The organism is Shimazuella sp. NTD248 (genome assembly GCF_059510395.1).
This window is the reverse complement of sequence record NZ_JCAJZT010000005.1, coordinates 167,017-192,268: the sequence shown is the minus strand read 5'-3', so window position 1 is coordinate 192,268 and position 25,252 is coordinate 167,017. Positions and strand designations below refer to the sequence as shown.

At 39.0% G+C, this 25,252-nt stretch carries 33 protein-coding genes; 31 read left to right on the top strand and 2 right to left on the bottom strand.

All coding sequences use genetic code 11. The features are described 5' to 3' along the window. Window positions 1-16: 16 nt before the first annotated feature. From AC5WOE_RS13080 to AC5WOE_RS13030, 11 genes are all read left to right on the top strand, one after another. The gene (locus AC5WOE_RS13080; protein ID WP_496052750.1) at window positions 17-643 is read left to right on the top strand and encodes an SMODS-associated NUDIX domain-containing protein; all 627 of its coding nucleotides are present in this window, start codon (window positions 17-19) and stop codon (window positions 641-643) included. A gap of 239 nt (window positions 644-882) precedes the next feature. Then, complete coding sequence (locus AC5WOE_RS13075; RefSeq protein WP_496052749.1) at window positions 883-1,596, top strand: PIG-L family deacetylase; 714 nt, start codon at window positions 883-885, stop codon at window positions 1,594-1,596. A 35-nt stretch (window positions 1,597-1,631) separates the two neighbouring features. Further along, window positions 1,632-2,339, top strand: coding sequence for a DNA-methyltransferase (locus tag AC5WOE_RS13070; protein WP_496052748.1), 708 nt, complete (start codon window positions 1,632-1,634; stop codon window positions 2,337-2,339). A 43-nt stretch (window positions 2,340-2,382) separates the two neighbouring features. Next, on the top strand, window positions 2,383-2,895 hold the full coding sequence (locus AC5WOE_RS13065) for a hypothetical protein (RefSeq protein ID WP_496052747.1): 513 nt from the start codon (window positions 2,383-2,385) through the stop codon (window positions 2,893-2,895). Beyond that, entirely contained in the window at window positions 2,879-4,141 is a 1,263-nt protein-coding gene (locus AC5WOE_RS13060; RefSeq protein ID WP_496052746.1) for a PBSX family phage terminase large subunit, read from the top strand. The genes AC5WOE_RS13065 and AC5WOE_RS13060 overlap by 17 nt, the downstream gene beginning before the upstream one ends. A 21-nt stretch (window positions 4,142-4,162) precedes the next feature. Further along, window positions 4,163-5,593 carry a phage portal protein gene (locus AC5WOE_RS13055; RefSeq protein ID WP_496049435.1) on the top strand — a complete coding sequence of 477 codons (1,431 nt, stop codon included), beginning with the start codon at window positions 4,163-4,165 and terminating at the stop codon, window positions 5,591-5,593. After that, entirely contained in the window at window positions 5,520-6,335 is an 816-nt protein-coding gene (locus AC5WOE_RS13050) for a phage minor head protein (protein ID WP_496049009.1), read from the top strand. Before AC5WOE_RS13055 ends, AC5WOE_RS13050 begins: the two co-directional genes overlap by 74 nt. Before the next feature lie 28 nt (window positions 6,336-6,363). Then, a complete protein-coding gene (locus AC5WOE_RS13045) occupies window positions 6,364-6,957 on the top strand; it encodes a DUF4355 domain-containing protein (RefSeq protein WP_496049008.1) in 594 nt (197 codons plus the stop codon). Window positions 6,958-6,983: 26 nt separating this feature from the next. Next, a complete protein-coding gene (locus AC5WOE_RS13040; RefSeq protein ID WP_496052745.1) occupies window positions 6,984-7,514 on the top strand; it encodes a hypothetical protein in 531 nt (176 codons plus the stop codon). Beyond that, window positions 7,454-7,939, top strand: coding sequence for a major capsid protein (locus tag AC5WOE_RS13035; RefSeq protein WP_496052858.1), 486 nt, complete (start codon window positions 7,454-7,456; stop codon window positions 7,937-7,939). The genes AC5WOE_RS13040 and AC5WOE_RS13035 overlap by 61 nt, the downstream gene beginning before the upstream one ends. 33 nt (window positions 7,940-7,972) lie before the next feature. After that, window positions 7,973-8,125: a hypothetical protein gene (locus AC5WOE_RS13030; RefSeq protein WP_496049006.1), complete on the top strand. Its 153-nt coding sequence runs from the start codon at window positions 7,973-7,975 to the stop codon at window positions 8,123-8,125. 89 nt (window positions 8,126-8,214) lie between these two features. On the opposite strand, the gene AC5WOE_RS13025 is transcribed toward AC5WOE_RS13030, so the two are convergent. Further along, window positions 8,215-8,502: a hypothetical protein gene (locus AC5WOE_RS13025; protein WP_496049005.1), complete on the bottom strand. Its 288-nt coding sequence runs from the start codon at window positions 8,500-8,502 to the stop codon at window positions 8,215-8,217. Window positions 8,503-8,588: 86 nt separating this feature from the next. Here AC5WOE_RS13025 and AC5WOE_RS13020 point away from each other — a divergent pair, with 86 nt between their 5' ends. From AC5WOE_RS13020 to AC5WOE_RS12950, 15 genes are all read left to right on the top strand, one after another. Continuing rightward, window positions 8,589-8,930, top strand: a complete 342-nt coding sequence (locus tag AC5WOE_RS13020; RefSeq protein WP_496049004.1) for a phage head-tail connector protein — start codon at window positions 8,589-8,591, stop codon at window positions 8,928-8,930. Beyond that, complete coding sequence (locus AC5WOE_RS13015) at window positions 8,927-9,058, top strand: hypothetical protein (protein WP_496049003.1); 132 nt, start codon at window positions 8,927-8,929, stop codon at window positions 9,056-9,058. The genes AC5WOE_RS13020 and AC5WOE_RS13015 overlap by 4 nt, the downstream gene beginning before the upstream one ends. Window positions 9,059-9,150: 92 nt before the next feature. Beyond that, complete coding sequence (locus AC5WOE_RS13010; protein ID WP_496049002.1) at window positions 9,151-9,363, top strand: hypothetical protein; 213 nt, start codon at window positions 9,151-9,153, stop codon at window positions 9,361-9,363. Beyond that, window positions 9,360-9,821: a hypothetical protein gene (locus AC5WOE_RS13005; protein ID WP_496049001.1), complete on the top strand. Its 462-nt coding sequence runs from the start codon at window positions 9,360-9,362 to the stop codon at window positions 9,819-9,821. Before AC5WOE_RS13010 ends, AC5WOE_RS13005 begins: the two co-directional genes overlap by 4 nt. 3 nt (window positions 9,822-9,824) lie before the next feature. Further along, on the top strand, window positions 9,825-10,757 hold the full coding sequence (locus AC5WOE_RS13000; protein WP_496049000.1) for a phage tail tube protein: 933 nt from the start codon (window positions 9,825-9,827) through the stop codon (window positions 10,755-10,757). 14 nt (window positions 10,758-10,771) lie between these two features. Further along, on the top strand, window positions 10,772-11,197 hold the full coding sequence (locus tag AC5WOE_RS12995) for a hypothetical protein (protein WP_496048999.1): 426 nt from the start codon (window positions 10,772-10,774) through the stop codon (window positions 11,195-11,197). A 327-nt stretch (window positions 11,198-11,524) separates the two neighbouring features. After that, window positions 11,525-13,843, top strand: a complete 2,319-nt coding sequence (locus tag AC5WOE_RS12990) for a phage tail protein (RefSeq protein ID WP_496052744.1) — start codon at window positions 11,525-11,527, stop codon at window positions 13,841-13,843. After that, window positions 13,836-14,705 carry a phage distal tail protein gene (locus AC5WOE_RS12985; protein WP_496048997.1) on the top strand — a complete coding sequence of 290 codons (870 nt, stop codon included), beginning with the start codon at window positions 13,836-13,838 and terminating at the stop codon, window positions 14,703-14,705. Before AC5WOE_RS12990 ends, AC5WOE_RS12985 begins: the two co-directional genes overlap by 8 nt. Before the next feature lie 3 nt (window positions 14,706-14,708). Further along, window positions 14,709-15,893, top strand: coding sequence for a siphovirus ReqiPepy6 Gp37-like family protein (locus tag AC5WOE_RS12980; RefSeq protein WP_496048996.1), 1,185 nt, complete (start codon window positions 14,709-14,711; stop codon window positions 15,891-15,893). Between the two features lie 4 nt (window positions 15,894-15,897). After that, window positions 15,898-16,818, top strand: coding sequence for a hypothetical protein (locus AC5WOE_RS12975; protein ID WP_496048995.1), 921 nt, complete (start codon window positions 15,898-15,900; stop codon window positions 16,816-16,818). 34 nt (window positions 16,819-16,852) lie between these two features. Then, window positions 16,853-16,987 carry a hypothetical protein gene (locus tag AC5WOE_RS12970; RefSeq protein WP_496048994.1) on the top strand — a complete coding sequence of 45 codons (135 nt, stop codon included), beginning with the start codon at window positions 16,853-16,855 and terminating at the stop codon, window positions 16,985-16,987. After that, the gene (locus AC5WOE_RS12965) at window positions 16,987-17,202 is read left to right on the top strand and encodes a hypothetical protein (RefSeq protein ID WP_496048993.1); all 216 of its coding nucleotides are present in this window, start codon (window positions 16,987-16,989) and stop codon (window positions 17,200-17,202) included. Before AC5WOE_RS12970 ends, AC5WOE_RS12965 begins: the two co-directional genes overlap by 1 nt. A 71-nt stretch (window positions 17,203-17,273) precedes the next feature. Then, window positions 17,274-17,417, top strand: a complete 144-nt coding sequence (locus AC5WOE_RS12960) for a phage holin family protein (RefSeq protein WP_496048992.1) — start codon at window positions 17,274-17,276, stop codon at window positions 17,415-17,417. Then, on the top strand, window positions 17,407-17,577 hold the full coding sequence (locus AC5WOE_RS12955; protein ID WP_496048991.1) for a phage holin family protein: 171 nt from the start codon (window positions 17,407-17,409) through the stop codon (window positions 17,575-17,577). Before AC5WOE_RS12960 ends, AC5WOE_RS12955 begins: the two co-directional genes overlap by 11 nt. Further along, window positions 17,577-18,263, top strand: a complete 687-nt coding sequence (locus AC5WOE_RS12950) for a peptidoglycan recognition protein family protein (RefSeq protein WP_496048990.1) — start codon at window positions 17,577-17,579, stop codon at window positions 18,261-18,263. The genes AC5WOE_RS12955 and AC5WOE_RS12950 overlap by 1 nt, the downstream gene beginning before the upstream one ends. 168 nt (window positions 18,264-18,431) lie before the next feature. Here AC5WOE_RS12950 and AC5WOE_RS12945 read toward each other — a convergent pair whose 3' ends face one another. After that, on the bottom strand, window positions 18,432-19,616 hold the full coding sequence (locus AC5WOE_RS12945) for a helix-turn-helix domain-containing protein (protein ID WP_496048989.1): 1,185 nt from the start codon (window positions 19,614-19,616) through the stop codon (window positions 18,432-18,434). Window positions 19,617-19,923: 307 nt separating this feature from the next. On the opposite strand from AC5WOE_RS12945, the gene AC5WOE_RS12940 reads away from it, so the two are divergent. From AC5WOE_RS12940 to AC5WOE_RS12920, 5 genes are all read left to right on the top strand, one after another. After that, complete coding sequence (locus tag AC5WOE_RS12940; protein WP_496048988.1) at window positions 19,924-20,199, top strand: hypothetical protein; 276 nt, start codon at window positions 19,924-19,926, stop codon at window positions 20,197-20,199. 503 nt (window positions 20,200-20,702) lie between these two features. Beyond that, complete coding sequence (locus AC5WOE_RS12935; RefSeq protein WP_496048987.1) at window positions 20,703-21,740, top strand: HesA/MoeB/ThiF family protein; 1,038 nt, start codon at window positions 20,703-20,705, stop codon at window positions 21,738-21,740. Beyond that, entirely contained in the window at window positions 21,727-23,151 is a 1,425-nt protein-coding gene (locus AC5WOE_RS12930; protein WP_496052743.1) for an ABC transporter substrate-binding protein, read from the top strand. The genes AC5WOE_RS12935 and AC5WOE_RS12930 overlap by 14 nt, the downstream gene beginning before the upstream one ends. Window positions 23,152-23,160: 9 nt before the next feature. Beyond that, the gene (locus tag AC5WOE_RS12925; RefSeq protein ID WP_496048985.1) at window positions 23,161-23,970 is read left to right on the top strand and encodes an AAC(3) family N-acetyltransferase; all 810 of its coding nucleotides are present in this window, start codon (window positions 23,161-23,163) and stop codon (window positions 23,968-23,970) included. Window positions 23,971-24,207: 237 nt separating this feature from the next. Next, on the top strand, window positions 24,208-25,137 hold the full coding sequence (locus tag AC5WOE_RS12920) for a hypothetical protein (protein WP_496048984.1): 930 nt from the start codon (window positions 24,208-24,210) through the stop codon (window positions 25,135-25,137). Window positions 25,138-25,252: the final 115 nt, after the last annotated feature.

Sequence of the window (25,252 nt, the reverse complement as noted above, 5' to 3'; positions counted from 1 at the left end):
CAGGAGAAAGCAAACGATGACTGTGCGTATGATCCGTATCAGCTGCGCTGGGTTCGTCGTCCTTCAGGATGAGGATAGTCGATACTGCTTGTTGATCAACAAGAACCAGCTTGACCGTCACGGGAAGCGTGTTCTGACTCCGATCGGAGGTGGAATCGCTGCTTTTCCGATGGGTCTGGAGTACCTCCGTACCATCGGTGCGGTTGGCTTCGAGAAGGGTGATGACCTTCGTTTCCGGTTGCCCACAAGCGCTCTTGGGAAGCTGAAAGAGTGGTTTTCCAAGGGAATCGATCGTGAACTCTCGCCGGAGCGTGAAATCGTGGAGGAACTCGTCGAGGAGACGGACGTCCTCACGAAGGCCGATCTGGTCGGGATGACGATCGACTTCAGCGGGTACGGAGTGCAGCGAGGTGGGAGCACTCACTACAGCGAGGCCAATCCCATCGATACACTGCGTTTGGCGGAGATGTTCACCGTCAAGCTCAGCAAGGAAACGATGGAGAAGCTGGCAGCATCCACTCAGGGATGGGTTTACTTCGTCTCTGAGGAAGAGATCGAAGCTGGTATCACGCTGGACGGTGTGAAGATCGCCGATGTGTGCAAGACCATCATCCGTCCCAAGCTCAACATCATGATTTGCTGAAGCTGCCCCTGAGGGATCAATTGGTTGAGTTTCCACAAAGCAACAAAGGAGATTCATCCACCGGATAGTAACTCTAGTTCCCTAACTAGACTTGCTATCCGGAGTCGCAAACCTAATCTTTTTCTATAGATCAAAAGACATCATATTAAATATGTGATGTCTTTTTTATATGAGTCTACAAAAGTGAACGGTCTGTATTTGATTGAGTGTTTATTTATGTTTTTGAAAGGATGATATAAATGCTGGGACCAGCGATATTCTTTATACCTCATCAAGATGACGAAACCCTACAAGCAGCCATTGATATTTTGAATCACTTAGCAGCAGGAAGAGAAGTTATCATTGTTCTCTATACCACTGGGAAAGGTTCATTTGTACAAGATGTATTGAATGGTGACGGAACATCCGCATATTGGGGAACTGCTCATAATCCATATTTAGAAGGTTATGAGCCTCTAACGGATGATGATTTTTCTACAGCTCGTAACCGTGAATTTTGTTCCGCCTTAGGGCAATTAGGGGTATCACCTGAGAGTATTCATATACAGCCAGTAGATTTAGAAAAGGGACCAGTTAATAAGGATACAATCAAAGCCCTCATGCTGGAATATGTAGATACTTATGGACCAACAGCTTCCTATAAAACAATGAGCTACTATGATACCAGCGAAAGCCATCGATACAGCGGACAGGCTTTATTAGAGCTTTATAACGAGGGAATTGTGACCGATGCAAGATTCTATATTGCTCGCTCAGATTGGGCATTGAGTCGTCCAGGTACAACATACATGGCTACTACAGTACAAAGGGATAATATCAAAAAGGCGGCACGATGTTATGAAGCTTGGAATCCGGTTAGTGGAGCCTTCGCCATTGGATACCACAGTGTATATGCACAGTTCAATGCGTATTTAGTGAATCCGCAAAATAAGATTCATAAGCCGAATGAATAACTACATTTTTATACTCGGAAAGGACGAACAACAGCATGATCATACATGGAGATTGTCTGGAAGAGTTGAAGAAGTTAGAAGATAACAGCATAGACAGCGTGGTTACTGACCCTCCATATTGTAGCGGTGGATTTACAGAAGTAGGGAAAAAGAGTGCGCCTAATCAAGGAATACCAAATGAGGGAGAAACTTTCAAACGCCTTGGATGGTTTAGCAACGATAATATGACAACAATGGGTTTGATCTTTTTATTAAGATCCGTTTGTGTCGAGCTTTTTCGTATATTAAAACCTAGTTGTAGTGCCTTGATCTTTTGCGATTGGAGAATGTATCCACATTTAGCCCCTGCACTAGAATCATCTGGATTACAACATCGAAATTTGATTGTATGGGATAAGGGTCATTTTGGAATGGGCTTTGGATTCAAACCACAACATGAATTAATCATGGAATTTGTAAAGGGAAAACCAAAATATCATATCAACAATGGACGAAATGTTATCAGTGGTAAACGGGTTGCGCCAAATAAAAAATTACACCCAACACAGAAACCTGTGGAACTGATTGAGGAATTAATCAAAGTGATTACTCCAGAAGGGGGCACAGTTCTAGATCCGTTTTCAGGTAGTGGGACAACGCTTGTAGCTGCAGATAACCTTGGTATGAATTGTATAGGGATCGAAAAAGAGGAACGCTATGTCAAAACAATGGAAGAACGACTGATGAAAACAAGCCTTACTTAGAAAAGGTTTGTTTTTTGTGTAGTGTAGGTGTAGGTGATATGTGATGGCGAAGAGAGGACAAAAGCTGGATGATGGATTGAGGGAAGAAATTAGAGCGCATTATGCTAGTTGTGGGAATCTAAGTGAGACAGCTCGTAAGTTCGAGATATCGCCAAACACAGTGAAAAATGTAATTAGAGCGGATAAAGATGAATTTGCAAAAGTAAGGAAACAAAAAAAGAGTGAGCATATTGAAAAAGCATGGTCTACTGTTAATGCTTATCTCCTTCGTGTAAATGATCCTGAGTTAATCCAAAAAACGAATGCGAGGGATTCTGCTATCGTTATAGGTACACTCTGGGACAAAGTGAACAAAGAAAAAGAATTGGATATCAAGAGAGCAGAGTTAGAACAACGCAAGAAAGAAAATGAACTTAGCGAACTAGATCGAGAAGAGAAACAACTTAAGATTGAGAAGTTGAAAACAGAGATCGAGAAGATCAAGAACTTAGACGAAACAGAACCAATTGAAATCATTATCAAACGAAAAGGTGAGGACTATGGAGAAGGAAGTTAATCCTCACTTTGATGATTTTCTATTTGATTGGCGGTACAAGTTTTATTTCTTGGTCGGAGGCTATGGAAGCTCGAAAAGTTACCACATGGCTCTGAAATTAGTAATGAAGCTGATCAACGAGAAACGGACGGCATTGGTAGTACGCGAAGTATATGACACTATGCGAGATAGCTGTTTAGCTCTGTTGGAAGAAATCATTATTGAGTTAGACCTAGAGGATAAGATCAAGATCAATCGCCAACCTATGCAAATTCGTTTCCCTAATGGTTCCAAGATCATATTCAAAGGAATGGATAAACCTGCTAAATTGAAGTCCATTCACAACGTTACTATCGTATGGATCGAAGAATGTAGCGAATTGAAATATGAGGGATATAAGGAGTTACTTGGACGTTTGCGACATCCAACACTATCACTTCACTTTCTTTTATCTACGAATCCAGTAGGAAAAGGAAATTGGACCTATAAACATTTCTTCAAAGCAATGAACATCAATGATGAGCAGCTATATCAAAGTAGAATATTGATACGGGACAACGCCTATTATCATCACTCTGTTGCTGATGATAATTTATTTTTGCCTGAAAGCTACATTGAACAGCTGGAGGAAATGAAGTTATATGATCCTGATCTGTATCGAGTGGCGCGCAAGGGTAGATTTGGTGTGAATGGGGTTCGCGTGTTGCCACAGTTTGAAGTGAGATCACATAATGAAGTGATAGCAGCAGTTGATGAGATTCCAAAACGAATGAAGCGAGCAGGCTTTGATTTTGGATTTGAAACCTCCTATAATGCTTTGTTACGTGTCGCAATCGATCATGATAGGAAATACTTGTACATCTATTGGGAGTACTACAAGAACAAAATGACAGATGATAAAACAGCCATAGAACTTGCCGAATTTAAGCAAACGAAGGAACTCATACGAGCAGATTCAGCGGAACCAAAGACGATCCGTTATTTTCAGCAACAAGGTTTCCACATGAAAGGTGCGAAGAAGTTTCAAGGATCTAGGCTCCAAAATACCAAGAAGATCAAACGGTTTAAGAAAATCATTTGTTCGGATGAATGCAAACACACCATTGAGGAATTAGCCGAACTCACATACAAGGTAGATAAAGACGGTAACATCATCGAGGACGAATTTAATATTGATCCGCATACCTTCAGTGCCATCTGGTACGCTTTAGATGGTTATGAGGTATCCGATATGAAAGGCGCATTTAAGGCAGCACAACGAATATAGGGGGGTGAAGCGATGCAGACAATGGATGATATTCTACTCCATATCAAGCTGCTAAATGGACAGGTGACAAGCGAGATTATAACGGATTTGATTGAATCTCATACAGCAGACAGAATACGAATGATCCAACTGTATGAGCGATACAAAGCATCTGCTATAGGTGTACCAATTCTTACAAGGAAAGTTCCAGACTATGAGAAAGTAAATAATAAACTCAATAACGATTTCTTCTCAGAGATTATTGATACAAAAGTGGGATATTTCGCTGGCAAGCCTATTGTCTATGCGGTAGATCGTGAATTATCGGTTCATGATACAGCAGATGAAGTATTACAGGATTTCAATATACGGAACAATATAGAAGACATAGACAGCGAAACTGCAAAGAATGCAGCTATAACAGGACTTGCAGCACGTCTGCTATATATCGATAGTGAAGGTAACGAACGTATTATGAATGTTGATCCTTGGGAATGCATCTTTGTCTATGATAGATCGATTAACGAATCACAGTATGGAATGAGATATTACCCAATTACAATTAAACAAGGGACAGAAACCGAAGAACGGACCAGAGTAGAATGGTACGATTCCCAGCAGGTTTCTTTTTTTGTGGAGGAAAACGGAGTTTATGTACTGGACGAAACAGAACCAATGAATCCACGTCCGCACATGTACGATGGGATACCACTTATTGCGTTCCTAAATAACGAAGAACGTCAGGGAGATTGTGAGAAAGTTCTTTCTCTAATCGATGCTTATGACCGTTCTTTGTCTGATGTCAATTCAGAAATTGAAGCCTTTCGTCTTGCCTATATGCTCTTTTATGGTTTTGCTCCTGATGAGGAAACAATGGAACTCGCAAAACAAACAGGAGCATTTGGAATTGATTCACCGGAAGATGGTAGTAAAATTGAGTTTCTCACTAAGGAAATGAATGACAATATGCTGGAGAATCACTTGGATCGACTAGAACAAAACATATTGAGATTCGCCAAGTCGGTTAATTTCGGTGATGAAGCATTCGCAGGGAATCAATCAGGGGTTAGCCTCAAATTTAAACTATTCGCTTTAGAATCGAAATGCATCACAGCGGAACGAAAGTTTACTGCAGCTTTACGGCAACAATTTAAAATCTTATCTAGTGCGTGGGCAAAAAAGGGAATCGTGATCAACTACATTCATATCTGGTTCCAGTTCAAACGTAACTTCCCATTGAATCTATTGGATGAAGCACAAAGCAGTGCCACGCTCAAAGGATTGGTAAGTGAGCAAACGCGATTATCCCAATTATCCTTTGTCGACGATGTGCAGTGGGAAATAGATGAAATGTCAAAAGAAGCGATGGAGCTTGATTCTATGATGGGAGGTTTTGCTGGTGACCCAACAAGAGAACCAAACACAGGAGGAACAGATACAAGCAGAACAGGAAGCGGAAAACAACCTGAATGACCTTATTCTGCTTCTGTTGTTGGCTTATAGCCTGTCGTTAAAGCGTATTCGGTCGATATTGTCACAGGTATTCGGACGATTTGGTGCTCAAACACCATTGGAGTTGATGAAATACAACCGATTGAAGAATGTCACCCAATTGATTATGGATGATGTGAACGAAGCACATAAGAAGAATAAGAAAGCTCTAAAGAGTGGTCTGTTTGATCTCTATCAAAAGGTATACCAAGACACAGCTGCTATCTTACATGTGAATGCTTTGGACATCGGCAAGAAAGAGATAAACGAAATCATTCAATCCAAAATAAATGATTTATCCTTAAATGCACGACTGGAACGAATGAGAAGACGGTCTTTGTTATCCATCAAACAACAAATGATAAAAGGAATGAAAGCAGGAGATACATTCGAAAAGCTTTCACAGAGAATAAAACAGTCCATTGATCAAGATGCAAGAAAAATGAGAACCATTGCTCGAACGGAAGCACACAGGTTAATCAATCAAGCCAAAATGGATGCCGCCAATCAATCCTTTGATCCTAGATTGCGAAAGATATGGGATGGGACGTTAGATAACCGAATCAGACCAGCCCATAAACATCTGGATGGTACAGCAATACCCGCATATGCGAATTTTAGTAGCTTAAATGGTGGTTATGGGCCTGCACCTGGCATGATGAATAACCCCAGTGATGATATCAATTGTAGATGTGTATTAAAGTTTGCACTTGCAGGGCAATGAACTGGAAGGGCACAAGGAGAGAAGAAACATGAATGAAGAAAATAACAATGTTGAGGGTACACAAGTAAACTCAGCAGAAATTAGTTTTACACTAGATGATGTAAAAAGTTACTTAGAGAACAACGAAGATGCAAAAAAATATTTATCCACTGAGAAAGACAAACACTTTTCACGCTCGTTGGAAACGTGGAAACAAAATAATTTATCTTCTTTGATTGAAGAAGAAGTGAAAAAACGTTATCCAGAAGAAACACCGGAACAAATCAAAATCAAAGAACTAGAATCTCGATTGAATCAAACCGAACAAGAACGACAAAAAGAAACGATACGAAATCAAGCGTATAAACAGGCTACCGAAAAAGGGTTACCTGTGGAATTGCTTGATTTTTTTGTGGGTGGCGATGCGGAATCCACACAAGCGAATTTAACCACATTGGAAAAAGTGTGGAGTGAAGCACTAAAAGCGGCAGTTGGGGAAACCTTCAAAGCCAATGGGCGAGAGCCGCACAAGAATACACAAACTGCTACATCTGTTGTGAATCCTTGGAAGAAAGAAACTTTCAACTTAACCAAGCAAGCCCAAATCTTAAAAGAAAACCCTGAGTTAGCGAAATCGCTATAATCTCAGGCGAAATAGGAGTGTTATAGATGCCGAAGACTCAGATCAGTGACGTTATAGTCCCTTCTGTCTTTAACCCTTATGTAATCCAACGTACCGCAGAGTTATCTGCTTTGTACCAAAGCGGTATTGTAGTTCCTAACCCGGAATTAGATCGATTGGCTTCTGCTGGTGGCAAACTGATCAATATGCCCTTCTGGAATGATTTAACGGGTACTGATGAAGTATTGTCCGATAGTGGAGCATTGACCCCAGAGAAAATTACAGCGTCCCAAGACGTTGCTGTATTACTCATGAGAGGTAAGGCATGGAGTGCGAATGATCTCGCAGCTGCTCTATCCGGTGATGATCCAATGGGTGCAATTGGTGATCTTGTTGCTTCCTTCTGGGCGCGAAAACGTCAAGCAGTGCTTATATCTATCTTGAAAGGTGTGTTTGCCGCTGCTTCAATGGCAGGGAACAAATATGATATTTCTGGGGTACTGGCTCGGCTGCTGTTATCAGTGGAACCGAATTTATCAACGCCAAAAATAAACTGGGTGATGCATCTGATCAACTAACAGCGGTTGTCATGCACAGTGCAACCTTTACCAAGCTTGAACAAGATAACCTTATTTCCTATATTCCAAATTCTCAGGGTGTTGTAGAGTTCCCAACTTACATGAATAAACGTGTTATCGTGGATGATGGTTGCCCAGTAAGTTCTGGAGTATATACCACATATCTCTTTGGTGCTGGTGCTATCGGTCTAGGGAATGGCGGTGCTCCTGTTCCAACAGAAACGGATCGTGACAGCCTTGCGGGTGATGATATCCTTATCAACCGTCAACACTTCTTATTACATCCTAGAGGTGTGAAATTCACGAATTCTTCTGTTGCTGGATCCAGCCCAACCAATGCCGAACTAGAAACTGCTGCTAACTGGACCAGAGTGTATGACAATAAAAACATTCGTATTGTAGCGTTTGTACACAAATTAGCATAGGGAGGCGAATCGCTTCCCTTTTCTCATGAAAGGGTGATTATTATATCTGCAACAGCTTTCCAGCGTAGACGAAGAGAATTAGTCAAACAAAAGGAATTAGAAGAAAAGAGAAAATCCAAGGAAGAGGATCAAGATCAGGAAGAACCGAAAAAGATAGTTAAAAAAGGAGAGACAAAGAAGAAATAGTTATAGATACTAATGTCTGTTGTTAATGGGTGCCAGAACCCAATATATGAGTTCTGGCTTTTGTCCATCCAATCCCAGAAGCTACTGCTTCATGCGTTGACGAACTCCTCAAGAAGCCTGAGAGCTTCGGGGGCATTCCAACTTGCAGGACCGTCATACACGAACCTCGTGAGCTCAGTCAGTGCCTCAGAGATATTCCGATTCTTGAGAAGATCGTGGATGTTGTTCAGTTCCAGTACACGCACGTCGTCGTCTCCCCACCCGTCTTGCTTGAGTTGGGTGACATCTTCCCGGAGGGCGGACATGATGTCGTACAGTTGCTGAAGTTCGATGGTCGGTCCACCGGAGGTGGTTGATGCGACGAGTTCGCTACTCATGTGAGTTTCCTTCCAGAGGAGGGGCATTCTTATCTTTTATTATAGTGAATAAAAAAATAAATGTCAGTATTAGAAGGAATGATTTTATGACTGTTGATGAAGTAAAAGCACTCCTGAGAATCGAACCATCTAATACCAAAAATGATGCTTACTTAACTGCAATTTTGCCGCTCGTTGAAGATTATGTAAAAGGCTACTGCAATCAAGATTTTAAGAATGACCTTGGGGAAACGGTTTATCCGGGCTCGGTTCAACTTGCGATAGCTCAACTTTGTCGATGGCATATGCGAGCAGGTCAGGTACAAGTAGAGAACATGAGAAGCAATTCAAGTTTAAGCTTAGAACAATATCCAGCCGATTTATTACGATCACTAAGACAGCATAAAAGACCTATCTTTGTTCCTTCTCCTACAGGTGATAACAAATGATTAATATCGAGATCCAGAATGACAAACGGATCAAGGAATTATCATCAAAAGTTGCTGATGCGATCCGTCAAGGCGTGAAAGATGTAGCGAGGAGACAAACAAAGCTGCTAAAGATAATTCGCCTGTAGGGAAAACAGGGAAATTATCAAAGTCGTGGCAACGAAAACAACTTGGAGAACTAAAACACAGCATTTTCAACAATACCAAATATGCCGCATGGGTGAATGACGGGACTGGAATCTATGGTAGTGGTCGACCTATCACACCTAAGCGAGCGAAGTTTTTACGCTTTGAGTGGCATGGGCGTATTGTTTATGCTCGTTCTGTTCGAGGGCAGAAAGGGCAAAAGTATGTGGAGGAAACCGTTACACAAATGAATGCTAGAGCAGGCAAGATTGTAGAAGCCGCGCTAAAAAGGGCTGGTATCTCATGAGTTACAACATTGATTCTCGTAATCTAGCAACGATCAGGAAAGAAATAAAAGATTCTATTATAGAGAAGCTAGAAGGGGCGAGAGTAGATATATTATTTGCTATCGCTTCTATTGTTTATGGGGATCGTGCAGACATAGGTGACATGGATAATATGCCTGTGATTTGGGTATTACCTGCTCCGCATCAACCAGATTTGATAAGTGGCCACACAGCCATACATGATTTTTTGTTTAACTTCATCGTTATGGTACATGACTTTGACAATGAAAACGGCAAGGATACAGCCGAAGATATAGTTGCACGAGTATATGATGTTATCATTTCAGATCGAACTTTAGGCGGTAAGGTTTACGATGTAAGACCACAAAACATTGATCCATCGTATGAAGCTACACAAAATAGTGACATCTATTGGGCATCATGTCAGTTTGCTTTTCGTATTCAAAGGAGGGAATAAAACATGGGAATTACTAGATATTTTTCGTTTGGAGAAGAAACAACCTTTGGTACTCCTGCTACCCCAGCAGATACCATCGATCCAGCAAGTGCGGAGCTAGATCCATCCGGTGATCAAGCATTGATTTATGAAGGAATTTCAAGACAGGACAGAACAGTAGCAGCTGGACAATACACCAGTGAGGGAAGTATTGAAACCCCATTTGATTTAGAGGCATTTCCCCGTTTTCTAAAATGGGCATTAGGTGGACATTCTGTAACTGGAACAGAAGCACCATATGTACACAGATTTTTCCCACAAGACGCAGCATTGATGAAGAGCTTCACCGCACGAGTGGGAAAAGATGTGTTTGAACACATTTTTACAGGTTGTGTAGTAGATACCTTAACGATTGAGCTAGATGATGATTTCTTGACTGCTTCCGTTGATGTATTAGGCGGAGCAGACCAAAAAGGAACGTTGAATTCCAATCCTATCTTCACAGAAGGAGCCGTATATGCTCCTCATCAGGTTACTGCTACGATTTCTGGAACAGATGAATCTGCTTATATCGAGAATTTCTCTATCAAGATTGAAACAGGAGCAAATAATGAAGATGGAGTTACAATTGGTTCTCGTTTCCCTAGAAGGGCATTCCGTGGGGCATTATCGGTCGAGATTGAACTAGGTTTATCTTTTTTCTCCACTGTTCAATTAGAAAAATTTTGGGGTACATCTACAGGCCCGACAAGTACCACGCTTTCAGAGTTTGATTTGACTATTAACGTTGGAACAGACATTGTGATTCATATTCCGCGGGCGGTTTACACATCAATGGAACAGCCAATGAGTGGGCGTGACCGAGTGGAACAAAAAGCAACACTGAGAGCATTGGTGGCTGAGGATGAAAGTGGACCAATCGAATTCACTGTAACAAATACAATTGCTACTTATTAAGGAGAATGGAACAAATGGGAAAATTAACGTTAGCCCTTGCAAAAGGCATTAAACATATCGAGACAGTAACAGTGGAGCATGATGGAGAATCCTATGAGATTGATGTCCGACCACTACGTCATTCTGAATCGAAAGAAGTGCAGTCCATCCTATCTCGTGGTGTAAAGGTCAATCAAAAAATGATAGGAAAAAGCCAATCGAAGGAAGTTCTGGTGGACACGGCAATCTTAACCGAAGCACAATATGACGCATGGATGAAGGCGGCAGCCCTTGGAACAATTGATTCAGAGTGGACAACAGATAGTATTGATAAAACATGGAATCCCAAATGGATTGAACTGGTTGGGGAAAAGATCATGGAACTATCTGGTATCGAATCGATGAAAAAACAAGCGGAAAAAGCTGAGGCAGAAGATATAGATTCCTTTCGTAAAGAGTGAAGAAGCGGAGGAGTTTTATTTTTTTGTCCGACATTTAAAAATGTCTCTGTGTGACTATAACAATCTCACTCTATTACAAAAGAAAGTACTAGTAGAGTATTGGAATCAAGAACAAAAAGAACAGGAAAAGCAGATAAAGAAGGGAGATAGAAGATAATAGCTAATGTAATTGACATCATTGTCAACGGAATAGACAATGCCTCTGATGAATTTAAACACATAGGAGACACAGCAGAAAATGCATTCAAACAAGCAGAAAGAGCAAGTGCTAGACTATCCAACAATTTAAGTAATACAGGAGATCAGGTCTATCAACATTGGAGTCGAATGGGAGCTGCTAGCGATCAAGCAGTTCAACAGTTTAGTCGAATGTCTTCTGTAATACAATCGACACAAAGCAACATTGATAATGCAACTAATCAAATGGCGAATAAATGGGATTTTTTGAGAGATAAAATGGTAGCCTCCAATCAGAAAATGATGACCGAAGCTACCAAATCCCAAAAGGTAATTGATAACCTAACAAGAATGAACGTCCGAGGTTTGGATCAACAATTTCTTAAAATTAGTCATAGTTTGGAGCTAATGGCAAGGCAGGGAAGCGTTACAAACGTAGCATTGAAAGAATTAGGGCCTAATGCTTCCTTCTTGGATTTAAAAAATCAAATCAAGTTAATAAATACAGGTTTAGCACGAATGCAAATGTTGCAAATAGGATTAGGGATTGCGTTTCTTGGGATGAATGTAGGATTAGCGCAGATGTCCAGTATCGTAGATGGTCGCTTATCCCCAGCTTTTGATCGATTCAAATCGACATGGTTAAGTGCCTTAACTCCATTCATCAAAGTTTGGACAACAGTGGTCTTAGCAATTCTTAATTTTGGTACCTCAATTGGAAAAGCTTTTGATGCATTAGCTAAATTGTCGCCTCTCCTATCACAGGTGACATTTGGCTTTATTTATCTCACAGTAGCTCTGACATTATTATTAGCACCGTTAGCGATTGGTGTTAGTACGACGGGAAGTTTTGCTCTTGCTTTCAATGCTTTATGGGCTGCTATATCACCATTCGTAATCGGATTGATGACGGTGATTGGAACTGCAATGGCATGGGCGGCAGCAATCGTTTTGGTTATCGCTGCTATATACTTACTTTGGACTAGGTGCGAAGCCTTTCGAAGTGTTATTCTCAGCGTTTGGGATGCCATAAAAACGGGATTTCAAGCGGTTGTAACCTTTATCATGCCAGCTGTACAAGCAGTTACCGCTTTTTTTATGGCTCAATGGAATAGAGTGGTTCAATGGTGGAATAGTATTCTGCCTACCCTCGTTTCTGCATTCCAAAATATTTGGACTGTGATCTCCGCTATTCTGTCCGTAGCGATGGCTGTCATTCTGGGGATTATTACGGCGGTATGGCCTATTGCCCTAGTCGTAATACAGACCGCTTGGTCTATCATCCAAACAATTATCAGCACGGCGATAACAATTGTCATGAACATCATCAACATTTTTGCTGCTCTTTTCACAGGAAATTGGAGCATGTTGTGGGCTAGTGTGTTAAATATAGTTACAGCTTTGTCAAGTATGCTTGTTGCTTATCTTTCAGCCCTGTGGACAGGGATCATTTCTCTAGCAAGGATTATTTTCACACCTATTATTTCATTCTTTTCTATGGTTCTATCAACAGTGTATAACGTTTTCTCAAGTATATTTTCAGCTATCACTCAAACAGTGTCATCATGGATAACTGCCATTCAATCCATGATTTCTACAGGATGGAATTTTTTGGTTAATTTAGCTGTTGCAATATGGACATCCCTTAAAAACTTCGTAGTCGAGGCATTTCTATGGATGTACAATCACAACTATTATTTTAAAGCTCTTGTCGATTTCATTGTAAACTGCTGGAATACCGCAAAAACATGGACTTTATCCGTGTGGAATACTTTAAAGTCTTTTCTTAGTGGAGTTTTTTCAGGAATCAAATCCGTAGCGACAACAGCCTTCAATGCTTTGAAATCAGTAATTTCCGTTATTTGGGATTTTTTGAAATCAAAAACGTTATCAATTTGGTCTGGTATAAAAAGTGCTATTTCAACTGCTGCTAATTTTTGTAAAAATATCGTGACTTCTGCATGGAATTTTTTGAGGAATGCAACTTCCTCTACTTTCAATTCTGTTAGAAGTACTGTGTCGAGCGTTTGGCACAGTATTGTTTCTACTTTAAGCGGATTAGCAAGTAAAGCATCTTCTTGGGGAAGCAATTTGATGAACATGTTTATCTCAGGGATAAAATCAAAAATTAGTGCCTTGACCTCCATGGTTTCTGGAGTGGCGAAACAAGTAGCAGGGTTTTTGGGTTTTCACTCTCCGACGAAATGGGGACCAGCCTCCGATTCGGATGAATGGGCACCTAATTTTATGCAAATGTTTAGCGATGGCATCGAATCAGGTATACCAAAAATCAGAATGGCAGCAACAAACGCTGTTGATGCTACTTCACAAATCCAGAAACCTACCAATACAACAAGCAGTGCTAGTGACTCAAGACAACAACCAATAATAAACATCTATGAAGCACAACGCACAACTGATAAAGAAATTTTAGCTGCTTTGAGAAAGGCGGCGTACTTATATGGCTGATCAAGAACAGATATCTTGGATATCTCCTGACAATCAGGAAACCATTTTCACAGTACAAGATTGGATTGACGTGTCAGGGTGGTCTGGTTTCAATGCTCCAGATTTTCAGCATGTCGAAGACCCTATCCCGTTTGAGGATGGGTCTTTTTATCGTCGATCAAAAACACTCCCACGAGAATTGGAACTCGATTTGATTGTATGGGGTGTGAATCGTTCAGACTTATTTCAACGAATTCGAACACTTACCCGCTCTTTGAATGTCTACAAGGGGATTGGAAAGATTCGAGTGATTTCCCCAGATGGAATGGATCGCTCCATCTCTTGTTTATATAAACAGGGATTAGAAGGCAAAGAAGGCAAAGAAGGCAAAGAAGGTGGGATGTCTTGGAGAAAGATGACGCTAACCTTTCGGGCTTTCGATCCCTATTTTTATGGAGGGGAAACATCAGAAGTATTTCAACTCGATCAAAATCCGCCGAAATGGTTTCCATTTTTCCCTTTAAACTTAGGCGGTGATGCAGTTAGTTCTCAAATCGATATTGATTATGACGGGGATGTAGAAACTTTCCCCATGTGGACGATACATGGACCAGGCAACAATCCAAAAATGACTAATCAAACAACAGGAAAAGTATTAACCATAAACAATATAAGTTTGACTAGCTCACAGATAATCACCATTGATACAAAACGTAGAAAAATTATATTAGATGAAAACATCAACATCCTACCATCGCTAGATTATGGTTCTACGTTCTGGACAATAGAATCAGGACAGAACAGTGTAAAAATCGAGATGGCAAACGCTACATCCTTATCATCGATCCAACTTGCCTATAGTACGCGTTATTTGGGGGTTTAGCTTATGTATGAGATATGGATACGTGATAGTTTTTTAGATCGAATAGCACCAATCATCAACTTTACTAAGTTGACTCTCAATATGAATTTTAACGATGTTGGCAAGTGGATATTGGAACTCCCACCAGAGGAAACCGAATCTATCAATACCCTATTAGAAGTGAGACAAGAAGGGGATGGACTTGGAGGAATCATTGTAACTCGTGATGGGGATATCATTTTCTCTGGTCCGATCAGAAACATTGAAATGAATGAAGATTGGTCAAAAGATGGAGATCAAGGCTCCTTTACCGTCATGGGAATCGATGACACAGGACTTTTAGCAACAAGAATGGCTGTTCCTCCAAATCCTAGTGGAGTATACAATTTTTCTCGTGGTACAGGGATCGATTACGATGTTTTCACAGGGAAAGCTGAATCGGCAATGCTTCACCTTGTAGAAAACAACTGTGGTTACTTAGCCGTAGATTCAAGAGCGATTCCCTTGCTTGCTACCACTACCGATGGATTAAAAGGACCAACAATAACCGTCCGAAGCAGATATGATAATTTAATTGATCAACTAAAAACATGTGCGCTGTCAGGAAACTTGGGATTCCGAGTCATTCAATCGTATGATGACTTTTTTGGAATCCCTATTTTATTGTTTGAAGTATTTCAACCGGAAGATGTGACGGGAACCGTTGTATTTTCTAAGGAACGCCGAAATTTATCGGGGTTTCGGTACAATGTGGAAGCACCAGAGGGGAATTACATCTTGTGTGCTGGCGGAGGGGAAGGGACAGCGAGGTATTTTGTAGGCACGGGTGATGAACCATCTAGGCTGTTGTATGGGACAATAGAATATTTCCTTGACCAACGACAGACAACAGTAGAATCCGAATTGCTTCAAGCCTTGTATAACGAACTAGAGGAGCGCACTGAACAGACAGGACTTGAAATATATCCCCTAGATGTTGATGGTACAAGATTTATGGAGGATTACGATTTAGGCTATAAGGCTTCTGTGGAGGTTCGAGGAGAGACAATACAAGATGTTATTCGTTCTGTACAGCTGATATTAGACAAAGATGGAGAAGTAATCACACCGACGGTAGGGACACCGGGTTCAGCGGTAGGAACTACTTTTCGTTTGTTTGATCAGTATAGACGTTTACAAGGAAGAGTTGGGAAAATAGAAAGAAGGTGAAAAGATGCCAACCTATGATTATTTCCCTTTTGATTCTGGAATTGGTGCGAATAGTACCGAATCCAGATGGCGAACGATGTTCCAGAAGTTCAAAACCGATGGAATCATAGTAGAAGGTACATCAATGGATATATCCGCAAATAACTGTGCTGTCTCTGCTGGTTCTGGAATGACAGTCACGATAGTACCAGGGAAGGTTTTTGTTAAAGGACACTTTTTTTCTCACTCTGGTACAAATGAAACGTTGGCTATTGGTTCCAATACCAGCGGATCAACAAGAACTGACCTTGTGGTGTTGCGGTGCGATTTCGTCAATAACACCATGGGATATTTAGTTTTGCAGGGTACGATAACACCCGTACAAAATGCCAATCAATGGGATATCCCACTCTGTAACGTGGCCGTCCCGAATAGCGCAAGTAGTGCATCCAGTTTTACTTTTACGGATCGAAGAAAATTTGCAATTGGGAGTGGTTTAGTTCCTACTATTCGCCGTTCTGGTGCGACTTTTTCTTTGGCTCATAATGCATCTGTCTACACAGCTGTAAATCTCTCTAGCAGTGCGGATTGGGTATCAGATTATCGGATGTACCCAGGGACAGACAATACAAGAGTTTATGTTACACAAGATGGATTCTATAACTTGTATATCACTGCTACTTTCGGAGCTTTGACAGCTGGAACACTTACCGGAAACCCTAGACGAATTATGCGAGCGCGAATAAACGGTTCTGCTGTTACTGCTATTCAACAAATCTATGCACCCAATACAGGCGTTGCGATGTCTGGTAATTCTGTAGAAAGACTCTTAGAAGGCGATTATATACAGTTGGAAGTATTGCAGGACTGTGGATCAGGTACAACATTGAACGTTTCTAGTGCGCAATTAGGATTACATTATTTAAATCCGATATCAGTTTCATAAACGATAGTCACAATAAAATTTGAGGTGATTACAAATGGGAGCAAATACTTATATCGTTAAACAATACGGTGTTTATGTGGATATTGGCTCAGTTGTAGTGTATACGGCTGGACCAAATGATGTTATTAATCATGGTCTAGATTTGGAAAGAGATATGCTGGAATTGTAGTGGGATGGGATGGATTTATCAATGATCCTGATCATGGAAATCTGTATGATAAATACAAAATCAGGTTGTTTCTAGATGATGGGAACGATCTAACGATTACAAGATCGAAACTGCATTACTACACAGCAAAAGTCACACTGAGCTATGCTCCTATGTTACCAACGAATGATGGTACCTTTCGATTGGCAAACGAAGAATTTTTATATGTTAAATAGAAAAAAGCAGTAGAGAGTTTAAACAAAAAGCGCATAGGCGTTTTTATTTTGGCTAAAAAAGGAGCTTTTCCATGGAAATATATTTTAAAACTATCTTAGCAAGTGGAGGAGCCATTGCATCCTATTTGTTCGGAGGTTGGACAATGGCAATTCAGACGTTATTAGTGTTTGTGGTGATCGATTTTATTACAGGCTTCGTGGCAGATGTTGGGTGATGGTCATGTCATTCGTGATGCGACCATCACTTTTTATTTAGCAAATGAAGGATTAAGCATTATAGAAAACAGCGGAAAAATGGGACTACCTGTTCCCTCGGTGATCACACAAGCAATTGAGATATTGAAAGGGAAAGACAAAGAGGAGGACAATAAGTAATGGAAATTAAACAGATGTTGATACCAGCGACAAACACGAAGACAAGGCCAAAGATACCTATGAGTCCTAGCTGGATTACCATCCATGAGACCGATAATTCGAATGCTGGAGCTGATGCAGAGGCACACGCACGATTACAATATAACGGGAATGATAGAACTGCTAGTTGGCATTTTACTTGCGACGACAAAGAAATATGGCAGTCTATCCCCACAAATGAGGTTGCATGGGCATGTGGAGATGGATCAAAGGGCACAGGAAATAGAGAAAGTATATCTGTCGAGCTGTGTGTAAATTCTGATGGTAACTTTGATAAAACAAAACAGAACGCTGTTTGGTTGGTGCAATTTTTAATGAAGAAATACAGCATTCCAATTAGCAATGTGGTTCAGCACAACAAATGGTCGGGTAAAAATTGCCCCAGAAGCCTTCGGAAAAGCGGATGGAATGAATTCATTAATCAAATTAAATCTGGAGGTGCTACAGCTGTGGCAGCATCAAAAACAGTAGAGAGTATGTATGATCTCTCTATTGCTTCTGAATATAAATTGGTTGGAAAGAAAAGCAGCAAGCATACAGATGAGATATGTGAAACGGTAGCGAAGATGATGGAGGGGAATGCAAACTTTATTGTCATTGCAAAGCGTGGTGTAGATATGGAAGTGTTACGGAAGACATTGAAATGAGATGTTTCCGGAGATAAATGAAAACAAAAACATAAAAAGCCGGGGATTTAATTCTCCGACTTTTAATTATACATCTATATCTATACATTGATAGACATGAGTTAGAAATTCGATATAACGTATATTTAGGTAACTAAGTCTGGTAAGTCTTTGGTATTACTACAAATTTTAAGGATCCGGCGACTCGATACCCCATGGAAGAAACAATTCTTCCAACTCAGCTACGCGTTTTTCTTTCGGCCACTTCACATTCAATTCGTTAAAGCTATGAACAAGTTTGTCAAAATAAAGTCGTGACCCAAGATTTTTTGCAAGTGTTGCTGCCTCGGTCAAAATGATAATACTCTGATCCATTTCCCTCTTTTGAAGTTGCACTTCTGCTTGATAATAGAGCAAATCCAATTTCGTGATAGGCTCTATTTCAGGATCGTTGGTTTCTGTCTGCATGGCAATCAATGCTTCATTTGCTTCTTTTGGCTGATTCAGGAAGAGACGAGATTGAGCATCTCCAAAGACGTAGAGTGCGTATCGGGATGCGCGCAAGTATGGATATGCAGGATCTTTCTCAGGTTCGAGGGGGAAATACTTATAGGCCAGTCCCAATGCTCGCATGGTCTCCTGGAATTGTCCACGCATTGCATATACTTCTGCAATACCAGCATATGTTCTTCCTTTCAGCAGTGATGTCGCATGATCCATCAATGATATCGCTTTTTGAAATACATGCAATGCAATACTGCTCCACTTCCGATGAAAAGCGATATTCCCTAACCCAATGAGTGATGCAACTTGTAAATTTACGTCATCAGCGATTTGTCCATACATAAATGCAGATTTTCCAGCTTGTTCTGCTGCATCGAAATTTTCTCGATCAGCAAATAATTCACAGGCCAATAGATGAGCCAACGAAGCGAGTTTGGCAGCTTCCTTCTGAATTGGTGACGATTGACGAGAAAGTGATGCCGTTTGACTGCAATAAAGGGGCAAAATAGCCTCGACCTGATGGGGTTGACCATTGAAGTATAAATCTTGGCAAGCAGCTATTCCTTGTGAAAGCAGATCATTATGCCACAGTTCCTTCGTATTCATTGTGCTGGTGTTGAATAGGGATGTGATGTCATGAATATGAGGCTGATTAATATTTTCTTGTTCTTGACTTTTACTTTTTATCAAGCCAAGTTCTTCAGGTGTCCGCCCGAGACATTTACATAATTGTTGAATACTGTCCATTCTGATCTGCTTTCCACATTCTGCACGTTCAATTGTCGAGAGTGAAAGCTGAGCGAAGTCAGCCAGTTGTTGCTGGTTCCAACCCATTTGAAGCCTTGCTGTTCGTAACAACGTATTTTTCACCATCGTTTCTCCTTTTCTTGTATAAAAACATTAAGATGCCATCACAACTGAAGGATAAATGACGGGTTTCTGACGGATTGAAATACAAAAATTGGTTTATTATCATATTAGAAATATACAAAATGATCTGCTATTTCCTAGTTACGGATATTTTAACATTGGTGATTTAGTAAATGAAAGCTGAGGTCATGATAAAAACGCCACAAGGAGCATCGGTATCTCACAATCAACCAGCTTTCTAGCATTTGTTGGATTAGGTTTTAACCAACAGCAGAAAGATGGGGGGAGAAACGAGATTCTATGAAAATTGAATTTAGATTGGACTATCGATAATAAAACAGTCCCCCATGAAGTTACAAAGGCTTTACAGGTGATTGCAGATAAACATCATCTCTCGGCTGATATGATGCATCAACAGAAGGCGCGAATTATCGAAGAGCTCCATTCCATGGGAAAAAGTTATCTTGTAAAGTTTCTATTCCCAAATAGTATGAATGATGACGAAAGGTGGCTTCATGCTTTGATAAGGATGGAGATCAGGCGATTAGAAGAATTATCTTATTCAGAAATACAGAGAAAGTAAGGTTATTTATTGAGATCAGTTCCCTTTCGAAATGGTGATGAAGGAGGAAAAGGATGGTTATAAAAGGAGAACATGTGCTATCTATTGATGATGAATTGAAACGAGTACTTACTTTAGCGCTTAAAAAATATCAAAAAGATATTGATGAAAAACTAGTGATACAAAAAAGTTAGCTGATGATTGCTTTGTTTCAAATGGAAAAAGGTTTAATCCAGAGAACATTAAGAAGAATGAACCCAGTAAATAAAGATTTATTACCAACTATTGCACCGTCTAACAAGTAGAACAAGATAGATGTATCACCCTAAGTGCTAAGATGTTAATAAATTGCTGAATATTCATACCATTGAAAGGAGGTGTATCACTTGAAAATTAAAAAGATCAAAAAAAACTCACCAAATTTGTCAGATGTTAAACGTTGCTAATCCTACACATAAGAAAATAAAACAAGGGGACCAGCCCAATAAATGGTCCCTTTAAATATTTTTAAGCAGGTGAATAATGTGCTAATAAGATTAGCTGATCATGTTCATGTTGTGGGTTCATCCCAAAGAGGATTTCTATTAAGTGAAGACATTTATAAACTGGAAGATGTGGATCAGTGTCTAATGGAAGGATTACATCTTTTAAAAAGAGGATGCACCAGAGAAGAATTAAATCAAGTTTTAGGAACAGTACGCAGTAAAGAGGTAATAAATACCCTTCAAGAATTGGATTTTATTAAACATGATCAGAACCCTTCCATAAATACAATAACGGAAAAACAATGGTATTATCTTGAGTCACTTGGTTTATCTGCAACAAAAACTCAAGATAATCTCACTCATTCAACGGTAGCTATTATCGGTTTAGGTGGAGTGGGATCAGTTGTTTTTCAACATCTTATTGCAGCAGGGATCAGGTCATTTATTTTGATTGACTATGATCAAGTAGACATCAGTAATTTGAATAGACAGTTTGTCTATAATCGAAGTTCTATAGGCTTTCAAAAGATTGAAGAATGCAAACGGTATGCCAGTAGTATTGATCCAAATATAGAGATTAGTCATTTTGTTGAAAAAATCGATTCCCAAGAGAAATTGCAAATATTTGATTCTCATTCTATTAATCTACTTGTCAATGCTGCGGATTCACCATCCAATTTGACAAAAATCCTCAATCAATACAGTATTATTCAAGGGATACCTTTAATAGATGTGGGTGTAGGACTAAATAGAGGGACTTGGGGCCCATTAATTATTCCCCAAAAAACGCTCTGTATGGAATGTTTTATCAAGCTAGAGATTGGAAAAATGAATGAAGATGAAAAACTTGTGTACTCATTGATGGAAGGGGTTACACAATCGGCATCTTTTGGACCTACAAACACAATCGTATCAACTTTTTTGTCAAAAGATATTATCTTGTTTCTTGCTGGTTTGCACGTTCCATCGATTGGAAAACGTTGGTCTATTGATTTTCAAATGATGGATTTCAGTAATGTTTCATTTTCTGATCAAACGGTGTGTAACTGTTGGAGGTACAAAAATGAAATGGGATAGTCCAAAGATAGTAAAAATACACATTGATACTGACCCATTGAGTATAGAACCTCTTCATTGCTTTGATTATATTGGGCAAGTAATATGCCAGGCTCTGTATGAGCCTTTGTTTACTAGAAATAGGAAAACAGGAGATTGGCAATTAACTGGTGCGAATGATTACATCGTTTCACAAGAAGGATTAAAACATAAATTTTATTTAAATGGTTCACAGAAATGGTCAAACGGAAAGTCTGTAGAAGCTACTGACTATGTGCGTACATTTCATAGACTTTTTCATGAGAAAAGTTCATTAATGCATTATCTTGGTTGCCTTAAAGGTGCGGAGCAAGTGATAGACGGACAATTAGATATCAAAGATCTTGGGATTAGGGCATTGAATCCATTTGTTTTGGAAATTGATTTGGAATACTTTTGTCCCTACTTAGTAGAACTTCTAGGATCGATTTATATTTGTCCGTCTCCACCTAGTGATGAGCTATATAATGGTCCTTTTGTTATCAAAGAATATGTAATAGGGCAGTATATATATTTAGAATCTAATCCATTTTACTCATTAAATTATTCAAAAAAAATCGAAGGTTTGGTATTCTATATCCGCAATAACTTGATACAACCTATAGAAGACTTTGAATCAAAGGAACTTGATATAACCTGTAATACCTATTTTCCTTTTGATGAAATTCAAAGATTTAAACAATCAAAGAACTTTCATATGATACCCTCAAGTATTCTCTTTTCACTTCAGTTTGGTTCCTGTGTTGATTTGAAGACAAAAAAATCTCTTTATGATGTAATTGATAAACAAAATCTTGCTGATCAATTACATGAGGGAATAATTTCTTGGGATTCATTTATTCCAAAAGGAATTATCCCAAACGATTATCTGGATTTCTTCCCAACCTGTACAATCATATCTCATTTGCAATCTTCTATTCTACCTATTAAGTCTATTAAATTACTCTATGCTGATTATTACCCAAATAAAGAGGTTTGCCAACAAATTAAATTAACATGGGAAAATGAATACGGTATAAGTGTTGAACTGCTTGGGACTACTTTTGCAGATTTCGTTAATCGAGTAGACAATAACGATTTTGAAGTTTGTTTGTCGCTAACCAGCTCATTATTTTCTGATCCAATTTGTTTCTATTTAAATTACCTATCTCGGATCTCGTCTTTAAATGAGGATATATATATTGAAACATTGGAATCTGCATTAGAACAAACGAATCAGAGAGATAGATGGAAAAGTTATGCAAATGTTAATAAGATATTAGCTGAAGATTTACCCATACTTCCTTTATTCACGGGAAAAAGTATATTTTTGACCAGTTCCAGAGTTAACGGATATACTGTTTTTCCTGATGGAAGTATCTCGTTTCGATCAATAGATATTAAAGAGGCCTAGGTGGATATTATGAGTGAAGCAACTGTAGTAAATCAAAGTAAAGAGCCTTTGACAATGCAAGCTATTGCAGATCATTTTCGAAAACTAGGTTTAAGCCCAAGAATGACAGTCATTGTGCATTCCTCTTTGAGTTCGTTTGGATATGTAATTGGAGGACCAATAACAATTGTACAAGCCTTGATGGATGTAGTAACGGATCAAGGAACGATTATTATGCCGACTCATACCAGTGACTATTCCGATCCTTCTATATGGGGATGTCCTCCTGTGCCAGAGGAATGGTGGGAAACGATCCGGCAAGATATGCCAGCTTTTGATCCTATCTATACACCAACACGTGAGATGGGAAAAGTGGTGGAAGTATTTCGCACAATGCCGAAAGTAATCCGTAGTAATCACCCAACCTATTCATTTGCTGCATGGGGGAGAAATGCAGAAGAGATAGTAAAGGATCAACCAATTGATTACCCTATGGGAGAAAATTCTCCTCTTTCTCGTATTTATGATTTAGATGGTTATGTATTGTTACTAGGAGTTGGTTACGATACCAATACTTCTTTTCATTTGGGCGAATATCGGCAGAACAATATTACACAGACAATGGAAGGTGCCCCTATCATGGAAGGGGATAAAAAAGTCTGGAAGGTATATAAGAATATCGAATTTGAAACGGATGACTTTCCTTCTATCGGAAATGAGTTTGAAGAAAAGATAATAATACAGAAGAAAAGAGTAGGGAATAGCATCTGTAAATTATTTTCTCAGAGGCAGGCAGTTGATTTCACTGTTGAGTGGTTAAACAATAAGAACAAGAGCTGATCACAGTATTAGTCCTTGTTTAATTCAACTTAATCCCTCCTCCCAACCGTCTACCGAAAGCCGAAAAAACACCGAAACGTTTCGGTAAAATCGGTATATTCGAGAGTGGGGGAGAGGGGGTTATTTGTTTTCTAATTCTATCGACTCACGTGAGAATCCGAGTTGAATCATCACATATAAACAGAAAATTGCTATAATAAGAATGTTAATAAAATGTATCAAGGAGTGTTTATATTCTTGAATAAGAAGATAATGTGGTGGGTATTTGGTTTAGTGGTATTTGGAATTGTTTGCTTCTTTATTATCAAATGGTGTTGGGAGCAAAAATTCAGTTCGGAAGTTAATGCAGCAATTATTACCGCACTAGTTACTGTATTTGTTTCAGTTTTTTCTATTATGGTTACTGTAGGTGTGACAATGTATTATAATAGAAAGAATTTAGAATTAAGTAAGAATTATAATGATAAGATTGTTGAAATTTCGTATCTTTCACAACGCTCAGCAACAAGAGATAAGTTGCTCGAAAAAAGATTTGTGAGTTACCAATTATTATTTTCTATTGTAATGAGATTAAAATTGTGTAATCGTGATTTTGTATATGATATTAATCTTGAAACTAATCAAAAACTCAAGGAAATAAATGAAGAACTTGATGATTTTTTTGATAATAATATTTATATCATTAGTAAACCTATCAGAATGGTTCTAGGTTTATTTTTAATTAGTATTAATTTTAAAGAAAACAAATTTGTAAATCAAAACAGATTAGTAGAAAACTATAAAAAAGTTGTTAGTTCACTAGAAGAAAATGATGAATTATTTAAATTGATTAAAGATAAACAAAAAGAAATTACCCATGAAAAAATTCTAGAATGTATAGAAGATCATGATTATATCTTCATTGCAAACAATTTGCCGGTGGAGTGGTCTAAGGACCAGCTCGGAATTAATACCAGTAACCAAAAGCAAAAAAATAAGTTGATTACAGAACTATATGCTGGGTATCTCTTAAAGACAGGGAGTGAGATTGTGATACCTGCAAGGAAATACGTAGAAAGAGCTTCTATAACATCTAATCTTTTGCAATACTTTATGTCAGAAGAGTTAGATATACAACTTGTAGAAGATGATCTAATAGAATTAACTAAAGAAAAACAAATGTACTGAATCTTAAGGATTATAATAATGATTGATATTTTACGTTATACTTTTATTTTATTTGGGAAAACTTTTCTCTTTATTTTAATTTAGATATTAAAAATAAAACGGCAGGGAATTATTC